At 61.5% G+C, this 21,001-nt stretch carries 17 protein-coding genes; 5 read left to right on the top strand and 12 right to left on the bottom strand.

What is annotated here, in order from left to right; translation table 11 throughout:
• Positions 1–127: 127 nt before the first annotated feature.
• Complete coding sequence (locus tag AABM55_RS13115; RefSeq protein WP_347929800.1) at positions 128–2,752, bottom strand: glucosidase; 2,625 nt, start codon at positions 2,750–2,752, stop codon at positions 128–130.
• Positions 2,753–2,891: 139 nt separating this feature from the next.
• Here AABM55_RS13115 and AABM55_RS13110 point away from each other — a divergent pair, with 139 nt between their 5' ends.
• Both AABM55_RS13110 and AABM55_RS13105 read left to right on the top strand, forming a co-directional pair.
• A complete protein-coding gene (locus AABM55_RS13110; RefSeq protein WP_054596993.1) occupies positions 2,892–3,755 on the top strand; it encodes a LysR family transcriptional regulator in 864 nt (287 codons plus the stop codon).
• A gap of 112 nt (positions 3,756–3,867) precedes the next feature.
• Positions 3,868–5,022 carry an SRPBCC family protein gene (locus AABM55_RS13105; RefSeq protein WP_347929799.1) on the top strand — a complete coding sequence of 385 codons (1,155 nt, stop codon included), beginning with the start codon at positions 3,868–3,870 and terminating at the stop codon, positions 5,020–5,022.
• Between the two features lie 78 nt (positions 5,023–5,100).
• On the opposite strand, the gene AABM55_RS13100 is transcribed toward AABM55_RS13105, so the two are convergent.
• The 9 genes from AABM55_RS13100 to AABM55_RS13060 all read right to left on the bottom strand — a co-directional run bounded on the left by AABM55_RS13100 (position 5,101) and on the right by AABM55_RS13060 (position 14,181).
• Positions 5,101–5,340 carry a YdcH family protein gene (locus AABM55_RS13100; protein ID WP_054596992.1) on the bottom strand — a complete coding sequence of 80 codons (240 nt, stop codon included), beginning with the start codon at positions 5,338–5,340 and terminating at the stop codon, positions 5,101–5,103.
• A 208-nt stretch (positions 5,341–5,548) separates the two neighbouring features.
• Positions 5,549–6,208, bottom strand: a complete 660-nt coding sequence (locus AABM55_RS13095; protein ID WP_054596991.1) for a DUF799 domain-containing protein — start codon at positions 6,206–6,208, stop codon at positions 5,549–5,551.
• Complete coding sequence (locus tag AABM55_RS13090) at positions 6,205–6,561, bottom strand: DUF4810 domain-containing protein (RefSeq protein ID WP_347930023.1); 357 nt, start codon at positions 6,559–6,561, stop codon at positions 6,205–6,207. The genes AABM55_RS13095 and AABM55_RS13090 overlap by 4 nt, the downstream gene beginning before the upstream one ends.
• 45 nt (positions 6,562–6,606) lie before the next feature.
• Complete coding sequence (locus tag AABM55_RS13085) at positions 6,607–7,281, bottom strand: CsgG/HfaB family protein (RefSeq protein WP_347929798.1); 675 nt, start codon at positions 7,279–7,281, stop codon at positions 6,607–6,609.
• Positions 7,282–7,484: 203 nt separating this feature from the next.
• Complete coding sequence (locus tag AABM55_RS13080; protein WP_347929797.1) at positions 7,485–10,583, bottom strand: error-prone DNA polymerase; 3,099 nt, start codon at positions 10,581–10,583, stop codon at positions 7,485–7,487.
• The gene (locus AABM55_RS13075; RefSeq protein WP_347929796.1) at positions 10,559–11,974 is read right to left on the bottom strand and encodes a DNA polymerase Y family protein; all 1,416 of its coding nucleotides are present in this window, start codon (positions 11,972–11,974) and stop codon (positions 10,559–10,561) included. The genes AABM55_RS13080 and AABM55_RS13075 overlap by 25 nt, the downstream gene beginning before the upstream one ends.
• A gap of 7 nt (positions 11,975–11,981) precedes the next feature.
• Positions 11,982–12,599: a translesion DNA synthesis-associated protein ImuA gene (gene imuA, locus AABM55_RS13070; RefSeq protein ID WP_054596986.1), complete on the bottom strand. Its 618-nt coding sequence runs from the start codon at positions 12,597–12,599 to the stop codon at positions 11,982–11,984.
• Positions 12,599–13,216 (bottom strand): transcriptional repressor LexA, encoded by a 618-nt coding sequence (gene lexA, locus AABM55_RS13065; protein WP_347929795.1) that lies wholly within the window; start codon positions 13,214–13,216, stop codon positions 12,599–12,601. The genes imuA and lexA overlap by 1 nt, the downstream gene beginning before the upstream one ends.
• A gap of 47 nt (positions 13,217–13,263) precedes the next feature.
• Positions 13,264–14,181, bottom strand: a complete 918-nt coding sequence (locus tag AABM55_RS13060; RefSeq protein WP_347929794.1) for a LysR substrate-binding domain-containing protein — start codon at positions 14,179–14,181, stop codon at positions 13,264–13,266.
• 104 nt (positions 14,182–14,285) lie between these two features.
• On the opposite strand from AABM55_RS13060, the gene AABM55_RS13055 reads away from it, so the two are divergent.
• The gene (locus tag AABM55_RS13055) at positions 14,286–16,031 is read left to right on the top strand and encodes an amidohydrolase (RefSeq protein WP_347929793.1); all 1,746 of its coding nucleotides are present in this window, start codon (positions 14,286–14,288) and stop codon (positions 16,029–16,031) included.
• A 122-nt stretch (positions 16,032–16,153) separates the two neighbouring features.
• Here the strand turns inward: AABM55_RS13055 and AABM55_RS13050 are convergent, their stop codons facing one another.
• Entirely contained in the window at positions 16,154–17,041 is an 888-nt protein-coding gene (locus AABM55_RS13050; protein WP_054596982.1) for a Dyp-type peroxidase, read from the bottom strand.
• Positions 17,042–17,360: 319 nt separating this feature from the next.
• On the opposite strand from AABM55_RS13050, the gene AABM55_RS13045 reads away from it, so the two are divergent.
• Together AABM55_RS13045 and AABM55_RS13040 are read left to right on the top strand one after the other, a co-directional pair.
• On the top strand, positions 17,361–18,986 hold the full coding sequence (locus tag AABM55_RS13045; protein ID WP_347929792.1) for an NADP-dependent glyceraldehyde-3-phosphate dehydrogenase: 1,626 nt from the start codon (positions 17,361–17,363) through the stop codon (positions 18,984–18,986).
• Between the two features lie 30 nt (positions 18,987–19,016).
• The gene (locus AABM55_RS13040) at positions 19,017–20,096 is read left to right on the top strand and encodes an FUSC family protein (RefSeq protein WP_347929791.1); all 1,080 of its coding nucleotides are present in this window, start codon (positions 19,017–19,019) and stop codon (positions 20,094–20,096) included.
• 7 nt (positions 20,097–20,103) lie between these two features.
• Here AABM55_RS13040 and AABM55_RS13035 read toward each other — a convergent pair whose 3' ends face one another.
• Positions 20,104–20,997 (bottom strand): DMT family transporter, encoded by an 894-nt coding sequence (locus AABM55_RS13035; protein ID WP_347929790.1) that lies wholly within the window; start codon positions 20,995–20,997, stop codon positions 20,104–20,106.
• Positions 20,998–21,001: the final 4 nt, after the last annotated feature.

The raw sequence follows: 21,001 nt of genomic DNA, 5'->3' as shown, positions 1-21,001 counted from the left end.
CGCGTTCGGACGTAGCCGTCGTGAAATCAGGCACTGCGGCTTTTCAGCTAAACCTTGCACATAGGGTTTACGGCTGCTTCGCAGCCGGACGCAGGCTACGCCAGCTGCTACGGAAATTGCCTGGCGTTCAGAGCAACAACGCGACCAGCGCGCTCCAGCCGGTTTGATGGCTGGCACCCAAGCCGCGGCCGGTTTCGCCGTGGAAATACTCGTGAAATAGCACCAGGTCGCAGCTCAACGGGTCGGCCTGGAGCTGCGCGTAGCCGACCATCGACGGTCGGCTACCGTTTTCATCCCGCAAGAACAGTCGGGTCAGACGCTGGCTCAAACTGTCGGCTACCTGGGCAAGCGATGCCAGATAGCCTGAGCCGCTGGGGTATTCGACCGAAAAATTTTCGCCGTAGTAGCGATGAAACTCACGCAACGACTCGATCAGCAGGTAGTTGATCGGCATCCACAACGGCCCGCGCCAGTTGGAATTGCCGCCGTACAGCCGCGAACCGGATTCCGCCGGTTCATAGTCGGCACACAGTTTATTGCCATTGATCTGCATGCGAAACGGATGCTCGGCGAAGGCTTTGGACAAGGAGCGAACGCCGAATTCGGAGAGGAACTCGGCCTCATCGAGCATGCGCTTGAGCAGGTTTTTGGTGCGCTCGCCACGCAACAGCGCGAGCAGGATCCGATTGCCTTTTCCAGGCTCGGTCCAGCGTGAAATCAGACTTGCCAGGTCCGGCCGATGATGCAGGAAGCCCAATAAACGTTCACGCAAGCCCGGCAACCCCTCGTGCTCATGCTGTTCCAGCACCTGCACCGCAAACAGTGGCATCAAGCCAACGATGGAGCGCAGGCGCAGCGGTTCGCTGACGCCATCCGGGCGGTGCAGCACATCGTAGAAAAACTGATCCTGCTCATCCCACAACCCTTCCGCGGCATCGTCCACGCGGTTGATGGCGCCAGCGATATAGAGGAAGTGCTCGAAGAACTTCACCGCGATGTCGACGTACACCGGATTGCGCTTGGCCAGTTCCAGGGCAATCCGCATCAAGTCCAGCGCATACGCCGCCACCCATGCCGTGCCGTCGGCCTGATCCAGGTGAAAACCGGGTGGTAACGCGGCCGAACGGTCAAACAGCGCAATGTTGTCCAGCCCGAGAAACCCGCCCTGGAACAGGTTTCGACCTTCGGCATCCTTGCGGTTGACCCACCAGGAAAAATTCAGCAGCAGCTTGTGGAAAATCCGCTCGAGAAAATCCATATCGCCGACGCCGGTCAAGGCCTTGTCACGCTGATACACCCGCCAACTGGCCCAGGCATGCACCGGCGGGTTGGCATCGTCGAAACGCCATTCGTAGGCCGGCAGTTGGCCGTTGGGGTGCATGAAGCGGTCTTTGACCAACAGCAGCAGTTGATGCTTGGCAAAACCCGGATCGATCAACGCGTAAGCAACGGCCTGAAAGCCCAGGTCCCACGAGGCGTACCACGGATATTCCCAGGTATCGGGCATGGAAACGATGTCGGAGTTCGACAAATGCCGCCAATGGGTGTTGCGGATGTTCAGCCGTCCGGGCGGTGGCGAGGGCTGTCCGGGGTCGCCGTCGAGCCAGCGATTGACGTCGAAGTAATACAGCTGCTTGGACCAGAGCAACCCGGCCAGCGCCTGACGCTGAACGTTACGTGCGTCCGGGTCCGTCATCTGTGCTTGCAGCACCGCGTAATAGTCATCGGCCTCCAAGCGGCGGCGTTCGAACAGCACCTTGGCGTTGATCTTGGGCGCGACGGTCGGCGCAAAGCGCAGGTAGATGCATTTGCGCGCCAGCCCGTCCAGTTCGAGAACAAAATGCGCCGCGACCCGAGTACCGGCGTCACGCCGAATCGCCCCCGCCACACCGTCGACCAGATAATCGTTGATGCCATCCTTGAACGGGCCGTTGGCGGGCACACCGTCGAGTTTCGGATGATTGGTATGGTTGTCGCAGAACAGCCACTCACAGCCCTCCTCGCCCCAGGCACTGAGTTGCCGGTCCGCGAGCATCGGGTGCTGCGCCAGGACCGAATCACCGGTCAGCGTCAGACTGGGCATGTGTCGGTCACCGCCCCAACTCCAGGTATTGCGCGCCCACACCTGGGGCAAGACTCGCAGGCGCGCCGGCAGATCCGAACGGTTGTGCACGGTGACCCGCATCAACAGATCGTCCGGGCTGTTCTTGGCGTATTCCACCGTTACGTCGAAGTAGCGGTCGTCCTCGAACACCCCGGTATCGAGGATTTCATACTCGGTATCGCAAAGGCCGCGACGAGCGTTTTCAGCCACCAGATCGGCATAGGGAAACATAGCTTGCGGGTATTTGTAGAGCATGCGCATGTAGGCATGGCTCGGCACGCCATCGACATAAAAATACAGCTCTTTGACGTCCTCGCCGTGATTGCCTTCGGCATTGTTCAGACCAAACAGGCGCTCCTTGAGAATCGGGTCGCGCTCGTTCCATAGCCCCAACCCGATGCACCAGTGCTGGGCCCGGTCGCAGAACCCGGCCAATCCGTCCTCGCCCCAACGATAGGCCCGGCTGCGGGCGTGCTCATGCGGGAAATAGGTCCAGGCATCGCCATCGGCGCTGTAGTCCTCGCGCACGGTGCCCCATTGCCGTTCACTCAAATACGGGCCCCACTCACGCCAGCACTCCGCCTCATCACCAACCAGACGTTGGCCTTCGACGGTGTCGAGAATGTTCGTGGCCGACTGCGCTGTCATGGGAACGTCCGTTGTTGTCCGGGATGGTTTGCAGTGTAGAGCGAGGATTCGCCCCCGTGCATGCCGCTTCCTGCTCATTCAGTTCGAGTTCAGGCGCGCTTGCTCTACACTGCGGGGCTCTTCACCTCAGCGACTGCTTATGGACATCGATCTCGCCCGTACCTTTCTGGAAATCGTTCGCTGCGGCAGTCTTGCGGCCGCCGCCGATAAGCTGCACGTCACCCAGACCGCGATCACCGCTCGGGTACAGAAGCTCGAAAGCCAGCTCGCCAGCACCTTGTTCGTGCGCAACCGCGCTGGCGCTCGCCTGACCGCAGACGGTGAAGCCTTCGTGGTGTACGCCAATCAGCTGGTACAGACGTGGGAAGCCGCGCGCCGGGATTTGCCGTTGCCGGAAGGCTACCGCAATGTGCTGCACATCGGCGGCGAGGTCAGTTTGTGCAACCCATTGATGCTCAGTTGGGCCCGCGAACTGCGTGAGAAGATCCCCAGCCACGCCTTGCGCACAGAAATCCGCGACGGCGAAAACCTGCTGCGCCAGCTGGAATTGGGCGTGCTGGATGCCGCGCTGGTGTTTCAACCCGAGTACTGGCCACAGCTGCAAGTGGAGCAACTGCTTGAGGAGAAACTCATTCTGGTGCGCCTGCCGTCCAGACCCGAACCCTACGTCTATATCGACTGGGGCAAGGAGTTCCGGCGCCAGCACGACGCGGCGCTGCCGGACAAGGCCAAAGCCGCGGTGAGCTTCAATCTCGGCCCGCTGGCGCTGCAATACATCCTGCAGAACGGTGGCACCGGTTATTTCCGCACTCGGGTGGTTCAGACCTACCTCGACAGCGGCGTGCTGGAACGGGTGCCCAAAGCCCCGGAATTCAGTTACCCGACCTATCTGGTGTATTCGCGGGATCGCGACTCGGCGGTGCTGCAACAGGCCTTCGAGTTGTTGCGCGAACTGGTCAAGACCGACAGCGACTGGTCGCAGCGCTGGGATCCGTTGATCTGAGCAAAATCCATACCCGTTCGGCGTGAATACCCACTCATTCCCGACATCCATTGGCTGAATAATTTCTCCGCGACTAGTCTTTTGTTAATAACAACGACAACAGGTGATCGCGGTGAGGCAAACCACGCAGGCGTTTCGTGCCCGTTACCGGGCCGATATTCATCGGCTCTACAACCCGTGGCTGCACGGCGGTTTTGTATTGGCCTTCGGTGTGCTGGGCATCACGCTGTTCTGGAGCACCGTGCACCAGGTGCAACCGCTGGAGTGGCTGGCGGTGCCGCTGACGCTGTTGTTTTTCAATTTCGCGGTCTACGTGGTGCACCGCCACCTGGGCCATCACAAAAAGGCTTTTGCGCGGTTGTTCTATGCCCGACACGCAGGCGATCACCACAGTTTTTTCGCCCCCGGCTACATGACCTACGATTCTGCGCGCGACTGGCGGGTGATTCTGTTTCCGGCGTGGCTGATTGTGCTGCACAGCCTGGCGATCACCCTGCCCGCCTGGTGGCTGCTCAAACATCTCAATGGCAACATCGCCGGACTGTTCGCAGGCTGCATGATCCTTGGCTATCTGGCCTACGAGGTGTTTCACGCCTGCGAACATCTGCCGCCGGGCAATCCCGTCACCCGCCTGCCGTGGATTCGCCAGATGCGCCGCCTACACGCACTGCATCACCGTCGCGAGCTGATGCAGGAGCGCAATTTCAATATCGTTTTCCCGCTAATGGACTACCTGTTTGGCACGCTGTATTGGGAGGCTGAACCCGATCATTCGCACCTTCAAACGAGACGAGCGCCCATGACCCGCCTGCAACACCGGATCGACATCGGGCGCGACCCGATCTCGGTGCTTGCCTACGCCAGCACCGCGACGCGTTGGCCTGAGTGGCACCCGTCATCGCTGAAAGTCGACGGCCCGCCAGGACCGCTGCACGCGGGGGCACGTTTTGAAGAGGACATTCATGCGGGTGGACGAGCCGGGCATCTGAGCTGGGAGGTCGAGGAGTATTTGCCGGGGCGACGCTGGAGCGCTCGCGCTCAGGGTGATCATGGTCTGGAGCTGCTGCTGACTTATGAATGCGCCAGCGAGGGTGGCAGCACGCGCTTCGTTCGCACCCTGGAATACCGCTTCAGCGGACGACTGATGCGCCTGGCCAATCGACTGCTGCTCAAGCGGCGTATCGAGCACGAATCGGCAGCCTCGATGCTGGCCTTGCGCGACATGGCGCAACAGACGATCCCGGCCCAGACAGGGGCAATCGCCTGATACGCAACACTCAATGTTGAATCAACGCTTGCAAGCGGGCTGCCAAACAAGGGGGCGACACCGCGCCCCCCACGGTGGTCACGTTCTGACAGAACCGTTCAAACTCCGGGATATTTCGTCTTTGATTGAAAGGCGCTTTGCCTTGAGCTTCCTCAATTCGTCATCTGCCAGAGCCTGGGCTTCTGCCTCCAGGACACGCTTGTCGATATCCGAATATTTGTCCAGCAGCGCGTTCAGGTGAGGATCATTGGCGCGCTTTTGCTGAATGACTTCCTTTGAGCAGCTCAGGTCCTGATACAGGTCATGATTAACCGGCATGGAACACCTCCGTTTGTTGATCGGAGGCGAACGCCATTGCGTGCGCTCGCCAGTTATCAGAATGGCCTCGCTCGGTGGTCGCTGTCGACTATCAATCAGACCAGCGGTGACCGTTGGTCGGACGTGTCGATATTGTCAGCGCCCTCACCCACCAGAATAGTCTCGTGCCCGCCGCTGTGTTGAGCACCGCATGTCGGCAACCGGAATTTCAGTCGGTGCCGTACATCGGCGACCGCGGCCCGTACAGCAAGCCCGCCGGGTGTCCCGCCGACAGCAGTCGTGCGCTGGTGATACCGGCAATCGGGTGACCGGCGTCGGTGGAGCTGTTGATGACCTGCTTGACCGCTGCGGTGATCAGCGCACCCAACAAACCGCCTCCACTGTTGTTGTTGCCCTCTTCGCTCGACGCGCTGGCCGAGCCGGTCCACAAGGTCGTGCCCGTCTTGAGGTCCACCAGTTTCGCGCTGGCGGTAACCACGGTTGCACTGGAGATCACCATGTAGCGAGTGCCGTAGTCAGTCACGGTAATGTAAAGCGCGGCATCGGCACCGAAGATTTCTTGCAGTTTGTTGGCCGGCGCCTGGTGGATGTCCGCCGGCGTGGTCAGGCCGTTCTGGTGGAACGTCTCGTCGACCAGCGCGATCGGCAGCACGTAGTAACCGGCTTCAGCCAGCGGGTACGTAACCTGCGAGAGCATGCTGTAGGACGCCTTGACGTCCGGCGAGTTGTTCAGCGGCGGCAGCACCAGAATGGTTTTTGGACGGCTTTGCTTGTAAGCCGAGTAGTCCACGGTCTTGGGGCTGACGCAACCGCCGAGGACGGCCAGGGCCAGCAAGCCGGCCATCAGTTTCAATGAGCGCGCGATCATTGGGCATCTCCGGTCTTGGCGTTTTTAAGCAGAAAGTTCATGTACGGTGTCGACTCGGGAAACAGGGTCTTCTCGGTTCTGAACTGCTGCACCATCTGATCGTCCTTGCCCAGGCTCAGGTACAACAGCCCCAGGTGAGCGTGGTAACCAGGCGGCGGAGTCTTGCCGGTGGACTTGATCTTTTGCAGGTCGCGCTCCAGCGCTTCGGCCTGAGCTTCCTTGGGCTCTTCGCCTTTGAAATACTCATAAACCTGTGGCTGGTAGCCTTCCCACTGATAAAGGGTTTTCGGACTGTTGCATCCGGCCAGTAAGCCACTGACCAGCAACATCGACGTCATCAACGCCCACGACATATAACGTTTGAACATGCTTGTACCGCTCCTTGTCATCGACCTTGATCAGTTGCCCGGCTTCCATGCACCCGAGTTCATGCCATCCACCAGGCGATTGATCGCCTCGCGCATGGCCAGGTCGAGCACCTTGCCGTTGAGGGTCGAATCGTAGGCAGCAGTACCGCCGAAGCCGATGACTTCACGGTTGGACAAGGCGTATTCACCTGCGCCCTGGGTCGAATAAACGACTTCCGAGGTGCTGATATTGACGATATTCAAATTGACCTTGGCGTATGCCACCTGGGTCTTGCCACGGCCAAGAATGCCGAACAGCTGGTGATCGCCGGTCTCTTTGCGACCGAACTCGGTAACGTCGCCGGTCACCACGAAATCAGCACCCTTGAGGCGCTGGGCCTGCCCCTTGATCGATGCTTCCTGCTGGATCTCGCCCATGTTGTCGCGGTCCAGCACGCTGAAGCGGTTGGTCTGCTGCAAATGAGTGATCAGGATGGTCTTGGCCTGACCGCCGAGGCGATCCACGCCATCGGAGAAGATCCCGCGCATATAGCTCGAACGGTTGTCGAACTTGCCAACGGCCATCGGCACTCGAACACCGACAAAGGCCTGGCTGGCGCTTTCGACTTTGGCTACCGGCAATGCCCGGGAGCTTTCGGTCGCACACCCGGCCATCGCACCCAATACGGCAATCGCTGCCCCTGATACCACCATTCGAGAGATCATTCTCACTGTGCATTCCTTCTGAAAAACGGTTTATCCCGGCATGACAGCGACCCGCCACTGCGGATTGTGGTGGCGAAAAAGCGATGGGGATTCGAATCGATAAGCGACGTGCAGGACGTCAGCGGGCGCCATTATGCCAAAGCGCCACTACTGATGACAGTGATTATATTTTCTGGCGTCAGTTTCTTGAATAATCATGGCGACTAGTGAAAATCCCGGCTATGCACGCTGATGCCGTTGAGCAACGGGCTCAGGTCGCTCAAGCGTCCGGCGATCAGGTGCCGGACTTCGCCGACCTTCTCCCAGCGGCCGTCAATCTTGAGCAATTGCGAGCCGATCAGTGCTTTGCGTTGACGCTCGGCGAGGTCGCGCCAGACCACGACGTTGATGTTGCCGAACTCATCTTCAAGGGTCACGAAGGTCACGCCACTGGCCGTGCCCGGGCGTTGGCGGCCGGTGACCAGGCCGGCGACGCTGACGTTGCGCCCATGTTCGACCTCCAGCAATTCCCGTGAGCTGCGGCAACGTCGGGCACGCAACTCATCGCGCAACAACGCCAGCGGATGCGGGCCGAGTGTGGTGCCGACGCTGCTGTAGTCGGCTTGCAGGTCTTCGCTCACGGTCGGTTTGGGCAACACCACGCAAGGCTCTTTCTGGCTCGGCAACCCGGCGAACAACCCCAGCTGTTTCTGCACCCCCGCCACTTCCCAGCGCGCGCGATGGCGATCACCGGCCAGCCGACGCAACGCTCCGGCGTCGGCCAGTTGTTCTTGCGCGCGAGCATCGAGTCGGGCGCGCTCGCCCAGGTCGGCGATGTCGATGAACTCACCCTGCAAACGCGCGGCTTCGATGCGGCGCGCATCGTCCTCGCGAAAGCCCTTGATCATGCGCAATCCCAAGCGAATCGCCGGTTGTTCGCCGTCAGTCGGCTCGAGGCTGCAATCCCAATTGCTGGCGGCCACGTCCACCGGACGAATCTGCAACTGATGCCGGCGCGCATCCTGGAGAATCTGGTCCGGACTGTAGAAACCCATCGGCCAGCTGTTGATCAGCGCACAGGCGAACGCCGCCGGCTCATGGCATTTCAACCAGCAGCTGGCGTAGGTCAGCAAGGCAAAACTGGCGGCGTGGGATTCGGGAAAACCGTAACTGCCAAAGCCCTTGATCTGCTCGAAGATCTGCGCGGCGAACTCCTCCGAGTAGCCGTTTTTCAGCATGCCTTCGCGAAGGCGTTTCTGGTGCGGCTCAAGACCGCCATGGCGCTTCCAGGCCGCCATGCAACGGCGCAACTGATCGGCCTCGCCGGGACTGTAGTCGGCGGCCACAATCGCGATCTGCATGACCTGCTCCTGAAACAACGGCACGCCGAGAGTGCGTTTGAGCACGGCCTCCAGTTGCACCGAGGGATAGGTTTCCGGCTCTTCCTTGTTACGTCGCCGCAGGTACGGGTGCACCATCCCGCCCTGGATCGGACCGGGACGAACGATGGCCACTTCGATCACCAGATCATAGAAGTTTTGGGGTTTGAGCCGGGGCAACATCGACATCTGCGCCCGAGACTCGATCTGGAACACTCCGATGGTGTCGGCGCGGCTGATCATCTCGTAGGTTTGCGGGTCCTCGGACGGTATGTTGGCCAGGCTCAGGTCTCGCCCGCGGTGGTCGCGCAGCAGGTCAAAGCAGCGGCGAATGGCGCTGAGCATGCCGAGGGCAAGAATGTCGACCTTGAGCAGGCCGACCATATCCAGGTCGTCCTTGTCCCACTGGATGATCGTGCGCTCGGCCATGGCTGCGTTTTCCACCGGCACCAGGCTGTCCAGCGGCTGCTCGGAAATCACGAAACCGCCCGGATGCTGGGACAGGTGCCGGGGGAAGCCGATCAACTGCCGGGTCAAGCTCAGCACCTGGCGCAACACCGGGCTGTCCGGGTCGAAGCCACCTTCGCGCAGACGCTCCAGCGGCGGTACATCGTCGCTCCAATGGCCACAGCAATCGGCCAGCGCGTTGACCTGATCCGGCGGCAAACCGAGGGCCTTGGCCACGTCGCGGATCGCACCGGCACCGTGGTAAGTGCTGACCACCGCCGTCAGTGCGGCCCGCGTCCTGCCGTAACGCTGGAACACGTACTGCAAGACTTCTTCGCGGCGCTCGTGCTCGAAATCGACGTCGATGTCCGGTGGCTCGTTGCGCTCTTTGGAGAGGAACCGCTCGAACAGCATGCTCGTCCGGCTCGGGTCGATTTCAGTGATTCCCAGCGCGTAACACACCGCCGAGTTGGCGGCCGAACCGCGCCCCTGACACAGAATGCGCTGGCTGCGGGCGAAGCTGACGATGTCTTCGACGGTGAGGAAGTAACTCTCGTAACCGAGCTCGGCGATCAGCTTCAGCTCCTTTTCGATCAGCGCCATGACCGTGCTGTCCGGCCCTTCAGGCCAACGTCTGCTCAGGCCCTGTTCGGTCAACCGACGTAGCCAGGAAGTCGGGGTCTGCCCTTCAGGCACCAGCTCACGCGGGTATTGGTAGCGCAACTGGCCGAGGTCGAAAGTACAACGTCGGGCAATGATCAGCGTTTCTTCAAGCAGCGACGCTGGGTACAGTTCACGCAACGCCTCAAGGCTGCGCAAGTGCCGTTCGCCATTGGGATGCAAGCGCTGCCCGGCGTCGGCGACCCGCACATGCAGACGAATCGCCGTCATGGTGTCCTGCAATGCACGCCGACCACGGGCATGCATGTGCACATCGCCGCTGGCCACCACCGGAATCTGCAAGCGGGCAGCCAGGGCCTGCCAATCAGCCAGACGCCGGGCGTCGTTCTGCCCGCAATGCAGCTCGACCGCCAGCCACAGCCGCTCGCCGAAAATACCTTTCAGCCAGGCGCCGTGTTCCAGTGCGTCAACGGCATCTGGCACCCACAACGCCAACAGTCCGGGCAATGGCCCGTTGAAGTCTTCGCGCAACACCCGGTACTGGCCCTTTTCCGTACGCCGTCGGGCATGGGTGATCAGCCGACACAGGGCCTGATAACCCTCAAGGTTTTCCACCAGCAACACCAGCTTGGGGCCGTTCTCGATGCGCATTTCACTGCCGATGATCAACGGCAATTCCAGCGCCTTGGCCGCTTGCCAGGCGCGGACGATACCGGCCAGGGTGCACTCGTCGGTGATCGCCAGGGCTTGGTAACCCTGACGTTTGGCCCGCTCGAACAGCTCGTGGGCACTGGACGCCCCGCGCTGGAAACTGAAGTTCGACAGGCAGTGCAGTTCGGCGTAGCCGGCGCTCATGCGAACCAGCCTTGCAGCCACAGCGGCCCGGCCTCGCCCACCGTACGATAGGCCCAGGCCTTGGAGCCTGTGCGGGTTTCGATCAGGTAGTAATCGCGGCGCACGTCGGCGCCATCCCACCAGCCGGACTCGATGCGCTCCGGCCCCATGAGGATGCGCGCCGTGCCTTCGTGCACGGGTAACGGCTCGGTCAGCAACCAGCCGGGACGCTGTACATCAGGCAGCGCCGGACAGGCCTGAGGTTGTGCATTCGGCAGCCAGGCACACTCCGGCCGGTGATCGGACTGAAAACCCAGGCCCTGCACCGCCTCATCCCCGAGCCGCGCACGCAAGCGTTCGCGCAGTTGTTCCCAGGGCAAGGACTGTTGCGGGCGTTCGTCGAACAGCTCCCGGCGCTGCGGGACGAAGCTTGGCAAGTCCTGCGCCGACAGCCGAAAACCGCGTACCGGCGCCTCGACCTGCACCTGTTCCAGCCGACCGCGCGCGAGTTCGAAGAGCATCGCCGGGTCGCGCTCGGCGCTCAGCAGGCCGACCTTGATCAGCGTGTCCGGCAACCCGGCGTGTTCCAGATGCAGGTCAAAGCGCTGCACGCCGCTGTCCCGGCCACAGAGGAACGCCGAGAGATCACCGGTCAGCCGGCGCAAGGGGAACAGCAATGCCTGATGGGATTGCACATCGAAATTCAGCTCGATCCGCACATCGAAACGGTCCGGCGGCAGATAAAACCCCAGGGCCAGCGGCCGTTCGCCCAACAAGGTATCGAGGTGCTTGAGCACTTGCGCCTCGAAGCGTCGGGCCAGGGTTTGACGCGGCAGCGCCTGAACCTGGCCCAAGGTGCGCAAGCCCATGCGCGACAGTGCGGTGGCGACCGTTTGCTCAAGCCCGATCCGCTCGACCGGCATCTGCCCGAGCAATTGCCGTAACGCATCATTGTCCGGCACCGCCAGACCGTCGTAGGCATTGGCCAGGACCCGTGCGGCCAGCGGGTTGGGCGCCGCGACCAGTCGATGGCGAAACCCCAGTGCCGTGAGCTCTGCGCGCAACCGCGCCTCGAACTGCGACCAAGGCCCGAACAGCCCCAGGCTCGATTCGATTTCAAACAGCACCGCACGCGGGTAATGCACGCTGACCTGGGAGCTGAAGCGATAGGCCCAGGCGGCGAGAAACTGCTGCCAATGCTCGATTTCGGCCACGTCATAGTCGGCGCTGACAAAGGCCTTGCTCAAGGCCTGGGCGGCGGTCATCGACTGGCCCGGACGCAGCCCCAATGCTCGCGCCGGCGCATTGACCGCTTGCAACACCCGACGCTGCGCCGGGCCGCTCAGCAACACCAACGGTTCGTCAGGATCGCTGCGCTGACGCAACACCGCGTCCAGCGCCAGTTGCGGGAAAAGGATACAGACCCAGCGCATGCCAACCTCACTGCCCCGTGGCGAAGGCAATCGGTGCCGAACGGGCCAGCCCGCCACGGCACTTGAGCACCCTTAACTGCGCGGGCCTTGAATCGATGGCGATGCGCAGGGCTGCCGGCGAAGGATTGATGGCGTCCTTGATCGAGCGATAGGCAAACGCCAGGGTCTGCCCGGTTTCCGCCGCCACCTGCAAACGGCGCAAGGCGCGGTCATCCGCCTGTTGCGGCCAGCACAACACCGCCCCGCAACTGCCTGAGCGCAGGCATTGTTCCGCCGCCCACAGTGCCTCGCGGTCACTGGCCTGGATGATCGACAATTGCCGCAAATCCACCCCGGCGTTCTGCCAGGCTTGGGGATACGGCACATACGGCGGCGCTACCAGCACCACCCGCTCACCGGCGGTCGTCAGTCGGGCCAAGGTTGGCCATACCAGCTGCAACTCGCCCACGCCCTGCCCGGCGACAAGGATTTCGCTCAGTGCCGCTTCCGGCCAGCCGCCGCTGGGCAACGCCGCGTCCAGTGCCGCATGCCCGGTCGGTTGCGGGCTGATGCTCGGCGGCGCGGGCCGGCCTTTCCAGACCTGGCCGCCATTGAACAGCGTATCCAGCGCAACGACGGCGCCCATCACCCTTGCCTCACCAGACCGCAGAACACCCCTTCAATCGCCAGGTCCTGATCGGCGGCGACCACAATGGGGCTGTAATCCGGGTTGCGCGGCAGCAACCGCACGCTGTCCCCTACCCGCTCAAAGCGCTTGATGGTGACTTCGCCCTCAAGCCGCGCAACGACGATCTGGCCGTTCCGCACCTCGGCACTGCGGCGCACGCCCACCAGATCACCGTCGAGAATGCCGTCGCCGATCATCGAGTCGCCCTGAACCCGCAGCAAGTAGTCCGGTGTGCGCGAGAACATTGCCGGATCCAGCCACAAGCGGCTGTGCACCTCGGCATCGACGCCCATCGGCACACCGGCGGCCACCCGCCCGAGTACCGGGATGTCCAGCAACTCGGGGCGACGCGGCTGATTGAGCAAGCGAATACCGCGGGCCTGGTGCGGATTGACCTCGATGAAACCGGCCTCGGTCAGCGCCACCACATGCTTGCGCGCCACGCTGCGTGAGGCAAAACCGAACGCCTCGCTGATTTCAGCGAGGCTCGGTGACTGGCCTTGTTGCGCGATACGGTCGCGGATGAAGGTCAGGATGGCAGTACGGCGGGGAGTCAAAGTCGTCATGGAGTACATTTGTACTCCTCTCGGGTTTTCCTGACAATAACCGCCAGTCGTAACGCTTAGCCCAAGCCGCGCTGGCGCAGAAAAACCGAAATGAAATCGATGAAAGCCGCCACCTTGGCAGTGGCGCGACGGTGGCTGGGATACACCGCCAGGATGTGCGAACCGAACGCGTCCGGATCAATCTCGTAGTCGGCCATCAACCGCACCAGCCGGCCATCCGCCAGATACGGCGCGGCACTCCACAGCGGTGCGTGCAGCAGCCCGCGTCCCGCCAGCGCACTGGCCAGCAGCAAGTCGTAATTGTCGCTCTTCAGGCGCGGCCGCGACGGCTGGGGCAAGCTGAGCCGTTGACCGTCGCGCTCGACCCACCAGAATTCACGGCTCAGGGCCGCATGGTGATAGAGCAGCCAGTGATGCTGATCGAGGGTCTGCGGCGTCACCGGAACCGGGTTGCGCGCCAGGTAATCCGGGCTGGCACACAGGGCCAGGCGATTCTCACCGATGACTCGGGCGATCTGTCCGGGCAGGTCGTCATGACCTTCACGCAACGCCAGGTCGTAGCCGCTTTCGAGCAGATCGACGAACTCATCGCACAGGTCGATGTGCAAACTGATTTGCGGGTACTCATCGAGAAAGCCTGCGCACGCCTCGTCGAGAAAGGCCCGACCAAAGGCCAGCGGCGCAGTGATTTTCAGCGTGCCCTGCAAACCATGCTGCACCTGCAGGATCTCTTCGCTGACCTCTTGCAGGCGTTGCAACACCTGGCGCGCGGTCTCCAGATAAAGCCGCCCGACCTCAGTCAATAAAGTGCGCCGCGTGCTGCGCTCGAACAAGCGCGCACCCAGCTCATCCTCCAGATGACTGACCGCTTTGGTCAGCGCCGACGGGGTCTTGCCCAGTTGCTGCGCGGCACGGCTGAAACTGCCGTGCTCCGCGGTCGCAACAAACATTTTCAAGGCACTGAGCGTGTCCATGGTTTTTCCATTCAGGCAAAAGGGTTTTGCTGGTTTCAGGTGTTCTGCCCAGCGTGCCAAGCCACTAGTCTCGCTGCCAGACGAATAAAAACAAGGCATCCCGCATGAATAGAGTTATCCCGACACTCCTGAGCTGCGCCGTGGCTTTTGCCTCGATGGAAGCCATGGCCGCCGCCGATCTGGTATTGATCAACGGCAAGATCTTCACCGCCGACCACGCCCAACCCAAGGTCCAGGCCCTGGCAGTGGAGGACGGCAAAGTGTTGCAGGTCGGCAGCGACGCGCAGATCAAGGCGTTGATCGAGCCCTCGACCCGGGTCATCGATCTGGCGGGTAAAACCCTGATGCCCGGCCTGATCGACAGCCATTCACACGCGATCTTCGGCGGCCTCGAACTGGCCTCGGCCAACATGGAAGATGAACAGGTCAGTCTCGATGAGTTGGAAAAACGTCTGCGCGGCTGGCGTGACGACGGCAAGGCAAAACACGGCGATGTGCTGAGTGTGGCCGGCATGAGTTCGACCTACTGGGCGCAAGCCGAAGCCTTTGCCCAGCGTTTCAACCAGGGTGAATGGGCGCAGGTGCCGATCGTGTTCACCGGCAGCGACCACCACACCGCCTGGGCCAACAACGTAATGCTCACGCGTGCCGGGATCGACGCCGCGCTGATCAACACCCTGCCCGCCGCCGAGCGCGACACTATCGGCCGCCTGGCGAATGGCGCGCCCAACGGTTTTCTGGTGGATGCGGGTTGGGACCGGGTCGCTTCGATCATGCCCAAAGCCAGTCCGGCGGACCTGCTGCGAGCCGCCCAGGCTGCGCTGCGGTTCAACAACAGTCTGGGTATCACGGCCTGGATGGACCCGGCCGCCAACGCCGCGCCGGGGGAACCGGTGTTCGCCCTCAAGCCCACGGAGAAAACCGTCGGCGTCCTGCCGGTGTACAAGGCGCTGTCTGAAACCGGGGCCATGAGCGCGCACATCGCCGCGCTGCTGGTGGCCAACCCGCGAAGCCGCCCGGCCGATCTGGGGACGCTGGACACGGTGCGCAAGCAGTTCCAGGACATCCCGAACCTGAGCCTGCCCGGCATCAAGATTTTCGCCGACGGCGTACTGGAATTTCCGGCGCAGAGCGCGGCGCTGATCAATCCCTATAACAACTCGCACAAACAGGGTGAGCTGTTGATCGATCCGGCGCATTTCGGTGAGCTGGTCAGTGCCGCCGACCAACGCGGCTGGCTGGTGCACATCCACGCCATTGGCGACCGTGCGGTGCGCGAGTCGTTGAACGGGATCGAGCAGGCGCGCAAGGATCGGCAAAGCGGCGTGACCCACTCCATCACCCACCTGCAACTGGTCAACCCCAAGGAGTTCGCCCGCTTCAAGCCACTCAATGTGATCGCCTCGATGCAGTTGCTCTGGGCCTCGGCTGACGAGTACACCCTGGACATGATCAAGCCGTACGTCAGCGCGCTCGCCTTCCGCTATCAGTACCCGGCGCACTCGTTGCTCAAGCAAGGCGCAACGATTGCCGGTGCGAGTGACTGGCCGGTGTCATCGCCGAACCCGTTCAATGCGATGGCCCAGGCCATCACCCGTGTCGGGCCCAAAGGTGTGTTGAACGCCGCCGAGGGCATCGATCGCGAGAGCATGTTCTACGCCTACACCGTCAACGCCGCCCGCACCATTGGCCTGGAACAGCAGATCGGTTCGCTTGAGCCCGGCAAGCAGGCGGACTTCATTATCGTCGACCGCGATGTGTTCAAGGTCGACGAAAAAGCCCTGCACGACACTCGGGTGCTGAGCACCTGGTTCGCCGGCCGCGAAGTCTATGCCCCCGCCGCACAGTAAAAAGCGATTAGCGCCCCCCCGATCCGTAGGAGCAAGGCTTGCCCGCGATGGCGGTATGTCTGATACACCGCGATATCGTTCATCGCGAGCAAGCTTTGCTCCTACAGGATCTGCGTTGGTCTTCAGCCGATGTTCAGTGCACGCAGATCCAGCTGGCCGTCCTTGAGCGGAGGGCACCAGTAGTAACCACCGGTGATCGGCCGGCTCATGCGGTACAGACCGTCAACGACGCCGTCTTCCAGGCCACTCATGCGGCGCAGTTGGGCTTCGAAGGCGTTGAAGGAATGACCGAAGGCCAGGAACATCAGGCCGGCACGATCACCTTCGATCCACGGCATCGAACGGCGCACAATGAAGGCTTCGGGGGTGAAGCTTTCCTGGGCCGTGCGTTTGACGTGGGCGGAAATTGGCGCGTCGTCGAGTTCTTCGTTGTCGCTCTTGCGGCGACCAATGATGTTGTCCTGCTCATGGGACGGCATCGCATTAAAACCGCTCAGGTCATGCTGCCACTGCTGGATCGCGGCGAAGCTGCCACCCACCGGACTGTCCTCACCCTCGGCCACCAGCGCTGCGGCAACGGCGGCTTCGTCGTGGGGGTTTTCGGTGCCGTCTTCATAGCCTGTCAGGTCGTGGCCACTCATATGACGGAAGGCTTCATTCATCTGCACCAGGCGCAACGCCGGAGCCAGCGCAACTTCAAGGGCGCGGCTACGATTAAGCAACTCGCCGCGATCCTCACCGTGCAACCAGCACCAAAGCGCGTGTTGGGTCGAAGGGTTATCGACGCCAACGCCGATCATCGCCGGGAACGGTCGCAGCCCCGCTACTTTCGCGCCCAGTGCATTGACCAGCGACTTGCCAAAACCGACCACTGCCGACTTGCCGTCCACCAGTTTCATCAGGTTGTCGAGCGCAGCCGGCAGAGCTTCGGCGGATTCGAGAGCGAAAAACAAATGACGCGCCTGAGGCGGAACGGGGGTGGCAAGGATGCCCGGCTGGTAGTAACTCATGAGAACTCCTCTGGAAAGGCATGAAGTTTACCCGGCACGCGGCAGTTTGTGTGTGTTGAAAGGTGCAAGAGCGGTGCAGACACGAAACTGTGCTGGTGTCGCTCAAATCCTCCGTAGCAGTTGCCGAAGCAATCTGATAAAACGATTCAGCAATGCTAATCATGGCGCACATCCTATGCCGAGCCAAAACCGGCATCAGAATGATGTGTAGCCATCGCCGTCATTCCAGAAAAAGACACGGCTGACAGGTCTTGACCTCATGGCAGTGTCTGGCGATAAAAACCTTATCCGCATCACCCAATCCAGACGGGGTAGCGACATGAGCACAGAAAACATCCTTGGCAACCTGTTCCCGACCGCCCGCGACATCCCGGAGCAATACCGTCTCGACGGGCAAACCGAGCAACGTGAATACCTTGTCGATGGCGTCCTGAAAATCTGGAACGGCCCTCTGGCAATCGTCCGCAGCCCGGTCTACCTGACCGGCGAAAACGGTGATGAGCAAGTCATTCTCGGCAGCACGCCACTGCTCGACGCCGACACCGCATTGACCGCCCTCGATGCTGCCGTCCGCGCCTATGACCGTGGTCAGGGCAACTGGCCAACGATGCGGGTGGCCGAACGGATTCAGCATGTCGAAGCATTCCTCTCCCGCATGCGCGAACAGCGTGAGGCGGTGGTCAAGTTGCTGATGTGGGAGATCGGCAAGAACCTCAAGGATTCGGAAAAAGAGTTCGACCGTACCTGCGATTACATCGTCGACACCATCAACGCCCTCAAGGAACTCGACCGTCGCTCCAGCCGATTTGAACTGGAACAGGACACGCTCGGCCAGATCCGCCGCGTGCCGCTTGGCGTCGCCTTGTGCATGGGACCTTACAACTACCCGCTGAACGAGACCTTCACCACGCTGATTCCGGCGCTGATCATGGGCAACACCGTGGTGTTCAAACCGGCCAAGCTCGGCGTCCTGCTGATTCGCCCGTTGCTGGAAGCGTTCCGCGACAGCTTCCCGGCCGGGGTGATCAACGTGATCTACGGCAGCGGCCGCGAGACCGTCAGCGCGCTGATGGCCAGCGGCAAGATCGACATCTTTGCCTTCATCGGCACCAATAAGGCCGCCAGTGACCTGAAGAAACTGCACCCGAAACCGCACCGCTTGCGCGCAGCGTTAGGGCTGGACGCGAAAAACCCCGGCATCGTGCTGCCCGAGGTGGATCTGGACAATGCGGTCAACGAAGCCGTCACCGGTTCGCTGTCGTTCAATGGTCAGCGCTGCACTGCGCTGAAAATCCTCTTCGTTCACGAGCAAGTGGTCGACCGTTTCATCGAGAAATTCAACCACAAGCTGGCCTCGCTCAAACCCGGCATGCCGTGGGAAAGCGGTGTGTCTCTGACGCCGCTGCCGGAGTCAGGCAAGGTCGATTACCTGCATGGGCTGATGGACGATGCCGTGAGAAAAGGCGCCAACGTGGTGAACGAGAATGGCGGCCAGGCACGCGGTTCGTTCTTCTATCCGGCGGTGCTGTACCCGGTGACCACCGACATGCGCGTCTATCATGAAGAGCAGTTCGGCCCGGTGGTGCCGATCGTGCCTTATCGTGACCTGGACACTGTGATCGACTACGTCCTCGAGTCAGACTTCGGACAGCAATTGAGCCTGTTCGGCACCAATCCCGCCGAGGTTGGGCGGCTGGTGGATATCTTTGCCAATCAGGTCGGGCGGATCAACATCAACGCCCAGTGCCAGCGCGGCCCGGACACCTTCCCGTTCAACGGGCGCAAGAATTCGGCTGAAGGCACGCTGTCGGTGCACGACGCGTTGCGGACTTTCTCGATCCGCACGCTGGTGGCGACCAAGTTCCAGGAGAGCAACAAGGAACTGATCAGCGACATCATCCGCGGACGGGAGTCGAGTTTCCTCACCACCGACTATATTTTCTAGCACGCACACCGAGGACACCCTGCGAACCCGATGACAGCCTTTCGATCATCTCGATTGCCTCCGTTGCTGCGCCGGCTGCTGCGTCCGCTTCTGGACCCGTACCGGCGCTATCGCAACGCCAAACTGATCCACGCCGTTCGGGTGTCGCTGGGGCTGTTGGCGACGATTCTGCTGACCACCGGCATCCATCTGCCCCACGGTGAATGGGCGTCGGTAACCATGTTGGTGGTGATCGGTGGTTTGCAGCACCACGGCAATATCGGCAAAAAAGCTGCCGAGCGCGCGTATGGCACGCTGATCGGTGCTGGCGTGGGTTTGCTGCTGGTGGCGCAGCAGGCGTGGCTCGGCATGCCGTGGCTGACTTACTTCGGTATGTCGGTGGTCTGCGGCTTTTTTTCTTACCACGCGATTGGCAAAGGTGGTTACACCGCGCTGTTGTCGGCCATCACCGTATTCATCGTCGCCGGACACGGCGACAACCCGGTGACTGACGGACTCTGGCGCACAGTCGATATCCTCATCGGTATTATCCTGGCACTGGCCTTTTCCTTCGCACTGCCGCTGTACGCGGTCTACTCCTGGCGCTACAAACTCGCCAGTGCCTTGCGCGACTGCGCGAGCATTTACAGCCGGATCATCAGTGGCCAATCGGTCACCGATGACCACTACCTCAAGATGCTCAGTCGTCTCAATGGGATGATGGTGCAACTGCGCTCGTTGATGCCGTCGGTGTCCAAGGAAGTGCGAATGTCCATGACTGAACTCGATGCCCTCCAGCGCAATTTGCGAATGTGCATCAGCACTCTGGAAATTCTCGCCAACACCCGCCCCGAAGCCAGCGACGAACAGGCCATGGCACAAATGCAACTGGCGCTGAAAGCCGAGCACCAACAGGTTCGCGTGTTACTGATTGGCATGGCCCGGGCACTGCAATCCGGTACGACACAACGCCTGGAGCGCGCGACCGATGAAACCGCACCGCAGACCGCCATGGGCACCCCGGTCTACAGCGCGCTGGACGGTTACCGATTACTGACCCGGCAACTGACTGCCAACCTGAATGACATGCGCCAGCGCTTGGTGAAGACTGCGCCGCGCTGGAAAATCTGAGCGTCGGTCACTGCGTCGCGACTTTACGAACGCCGTTGCCCCACCCCTGTTGCATACCGGCAGCGGCCAGCAGAATCGCGACCACACCGATCCACTGCAACAGTTCGAGGCGATGGCCGAAGGCGAACCAGTCGACGAAAATCGCCGCAATCGGGTAGATAAACGACAGTGCGCCAGTTAGTGCCGTCGGCAGTTTCTGTATCGCGCCGTACAGCAGCACATACATCACGCCAGTGTGCACGATGCCCAATGTCAGCAAACTGGCCCAGGCGCTGGGTTGTTGCGGCAACGCGGAAAAATTCGCCCAGGGTGCAAGCAACAGCACGCCGGTGCAGACCTGAATCAACGCGATCAAATGCGGCGGTGTGCCGGTCAGGCGTTTGATGATCAGCGCGGCAAAGGCATAAAGCAGCGCGGCGCCCAAGGCCAGTGCAATCCCCAGCAGGTACTCACCGCCTCCCGCGCCCTGCTCGCCATGGGCACTGACGATTGCCAGCATCCCGAGAAAAGAAACCCCGAGCCAGAACAGCTTTTGTGCGGTGATCTTCTCGCCGAGAAACAACGCAGCCAAACCCACCAGCATGAACGGTTGCACGTTATAGACCGCAGTGCCGATGGCAATCGACGCTCGTGAGTAGGAGGCAAACAACAGCACCCAGTTACCGACAATCGCGACGCCGCTGAGCACCGCCAGCAGGAACGTGGGGCGGGTCAGAATGCCCGGGCGCAGAAAGCCGAACACTGCGCAAATCAGCAGCAAGGTCGCAGCGCCGAACACACAGCGCCAGAACACCACGTCCAGCACGGGCTGGCCGGATACCAGCACGAACCATCCGATGGTCCCGGAAATAAGCATAGCGGCGGTCATTTCCAACGAACCACGACGCAGTGTTTTATCCATGATC

It is taken from the genome of Pseudomonas helvetica (assembly GCF_039908645.1).
GTDB classification, from domain to species: Bacteria; Pseudomonadota; Gammaproteobacteria; order Pseudomonadales; family Pseudomonadaceae; genus Aquipseudomonas; species Aquipseudomonas helvetica.
Note: the sequence above shows the minus strand (reverse complement) of the source record. Positions and strands in the feature narration are given on the sequence as shown.

What these genes read in the sequence shown, in the direction of transcription:
- AABM55_RS13035 (WP_347929790.1), bottom strand. Translation starts at nt 20,997, where the DNA reads ATGGATAAAACACTGCGTCGTGGTTCGTTGGAAATGACCGCCGCTATG.
- AABM55_RS13085 (WP_347929798.1), bottom strand. Translation starts at nt 7,281, where the DNA reads ATGATCTCTCGAATGGTGGTATCAGGGGCAGCGATTGCCGTATTGGGT.
- AABM55_RS13110 (WP_054596993.1), top strand. Translation starts at nt 2,892, where the DNA reads ATGGACATCGATCTCGCCCGTACCTTTCTGGAAATCGTTCGCTGCGGC.
- imuA (WP_054596986.1), bottom strand. Translation starts at nt 12,599, where the DNA reads ATGGGCGCCGTCGTTGCGCTGGATACGCTGTTCAATGGCGGCCAGGTC.
- AABM55_RS13040 (WP_347929791.1), top strand. Translation starts at nt 19,017, where the DNA reads ATGACAGCCTTTCGATCATCTCGATTGCCTCCGTTGCTGCGCCGGCTG.
- AABM55_RS13045 (WP_347929792.1), top strand. Translation starts at nt 17,361, where the DNA reads ATGAGCACAGAAAACATCCTTGGCAACCTGTTCCCGACCGCCCGCGAC.
- AABM55_RS13050 (WP_054596982.1), bottom strand. Translation starts at nt 17,041, where the DNA reads ATGAGTTACTACCAGCCGGGCATCCTTGCCACCCCCGTTCCGCCTCAG.
- AABM55_RS13100 (WP_054596992.1), bottom strand. Translation starts at nt 5,340, where the DNA reads ATGCCGGTTAATCATGACCTGTATCAGGACCTGAGCTGCTCAAAGGAA.
- lexA (WP_347929795.1), bottom strand. Translation starts at nt 13,216, where the DNA reads ATGTACTCCATGACGACTTTGACTCCCCGCCGTACTGCCATCCTGACC.
- AABM55_RS13055 (WP_347929793.1), top strand. Translation starts at nt 14,286, where the DNA reads ATGAATAGAGTTATCCCGACACTCCTGAGCTGCGCCGTGGCTTTTGCC.
- AABM55_RS13060 (WP_347929794.1), bottom strand. Translation starts at nt 14,181, where the DNA reads ATGGACACGCTCAGTGCCTTGAAAATGTTTGTTGCGACCGCGGAGCAC.
- AABM55_RS13115 (WP_347929800.1), bottom strand. Translation starts at nt 2,752, where the DNA reads ATGACAGCGCAGTCGGCCACGAACATTCTCGACACCGTCGAAGGCCAA.
- AABM55_RS13095 (WP_054596991.1), bottom strand. Translation starts at nt 6,208, where the DNA reads ATGATCGCGCGCTCATTGAAACTGATGGCCGGCTTGCTGGCCCTGGCC.
- AABM55_RS13090 (WP_347930023.1), bottom strand. Translation starts at nt 6,561, where the DNA reads ATGTCGTGGGCGTTGATGACGTCGATGTTGCTGGTCAGTGGCTTACTG.
- AABM55_RS13075 (WP_347929796.1), bottom strand. Translation starts at nt 11,974, where the DNA reads ATGCGCTGGGTCTGTATCCTTTTCCCGCAACTGGCGCTGGACGCGGTG.